Genomic DNA, 1,533 nt, shown 5'->3' with positions numbered 1-1,533 from the left:
CAACATTGATCCAGGTGCTGGGTTACTCTTCGAGAAGGCTGACGCTCCTTAGGTCGCGATCGCTTGGCGTCACACCTACGTTCCAAAAGCCCAGCCCACAAAGCTGATCTGCTCCCAGGTTGCCTCTATATCCCCTAAAACAACCTTACTAACTCTTTAATTTAAAAGTAAGTGAGCCTCTAAAAAGTAAAGAATTGTAAACTTTAGTTGCCGCTGATTCCACTCTAACTATATTATTAGTCGCGAAGGTTGACGAAAGCTTTAGGTTAAACCCTTGTAAAATTTTCGGATATCTGCTCATGAAGAGCAACTTGTTCCATAGGATTACTACCGCTGCCATTACCGGAATTTCTCTTTTGGGCTTTGGGAAGACAGTTTGGGCAATTCAGGAGTTGCAATCTACTGAACCTGTTTGGGGAAGAATTAGCTTCACTGACACGCCCACTTGTCACTTAACTCAAGAAGCAATCTGTAATGAGTATCATTTCAAAACAATCTCAGGCTACGACATAGAATTAGAGGCGATTCCTGTTGCGGATTCTGGGGTGAATTTGAAGTTATATGTAGTTGATCCCAATGACAGGTTGCTGAAATCGATTGATCAGGAGGGAGTAGGAGAGCGAGAAAAATTTAAGGATGATAATACGGCTGAAACAGGAAGTTGGATAATCTTTGTGTCTTCAGTTGATAACAGCCAAGGATACTATCGAGTTGTTCTCAAGCTAACTGATAGCAATGGTAGAGTTATTCTACCGAATTATCCATCCTCTGAAGGTGTTGTTGTCAGTCATCAAAGAACTATTCCAGAAGTAAAATTTGAATGCAAATTTGATTACAATCAACAAGAATATGCAACTATTGCTGTTGGACTAAGAACTGGAAAAAGAGTCCCCCCAATAATGATTTGGAGGACTAGAGAATTTGGTGGGTGGACAGCAAAAAGACGATGTGAGTATGTAACTCAAAAATTAAACTATCGGTATGCTCAGAATGGCTATTACCTGAAGGGACTAGGTGTAACCCATGGCGTAATAGGTAGCTATGATCTAGTTTGTCTAGACTATTATCGCGTATCGTGTAATAGTACAAACCAATTGTTTACTCTTCCTTTTGGTAGGAATGTAGACGATTATACGAAACAACTTGAGTCTATTATCACGGACTTAGAAGGTAAGTCGAAAGTTTCCCCTATAGAGAATGGCCGCAGTCGAACCACAAAGTGGATTCCCCTTGCTCCTATAGAAGATTACTTAGAGGAAGATTCTAGCAATATACCTTCAAGACTTAAGCGTCCAGAACCTGAGCTACCAGTATGTGGTGAGTTTTGTTAATTTTAAAAGGAGAAGTATAGCATGAATTTAAAATTTATTGCAAAATACTTAGGAGCAGGTTTGGCTTGTTCTAGCTTCATTATAACAACTGGTCAATCTGTTACTGGTCAAAACTTATTAGCTCGAAGAACTGCTCCACAAATGGAATTTCGATGTGAATATGATGACGACGAACAAAAATATGTAACTACTGCTTTTGGAC

2 protein-coding genes are annotated in these 1,533 nt (G+C 39.7%); both read left to right on the top strand.

What is annotated here, in order from left to right; genetic code table 11:
• The first annotated feature begins 299 nt into the window (after positions 1-299).
• Positions 300-1,331 carry a COP23 domain-containing protein gene (locus LYNGBM3L_RS33925; protein ID WP_008183552.1) on the top strand — a complete coding sequence of 344 codons (1,032 nt, stop codon included), beginning with the start codon at positions 300-302 and terminating at the stop codon, positions 1,329-1,331.
• A 21-nt stretch (positions 1,332-1,352) separates the two neighbouring features.
• Positions 1,353-1,533: hypothetical protein (locus LYNGBM3L_RS47315; RefSeq protein ID WP_008183550.1), on the top strand; the 181-nt coding region annotated here is incomplete at its 3' end.

Source organism: Moorena producens 3L, assembly GCF_000211815.1.
GTDB classification, from domain to species: domain Bacteria; phylum Cyanobacteriota; class Cyanobacteriia; order Cyanobacteriales; family Coleofasciculaceae; genus Moorena; species Moorena producens.
This window is presented reverse-complemented; position numbering and strand designations above follow the sequence as displayed.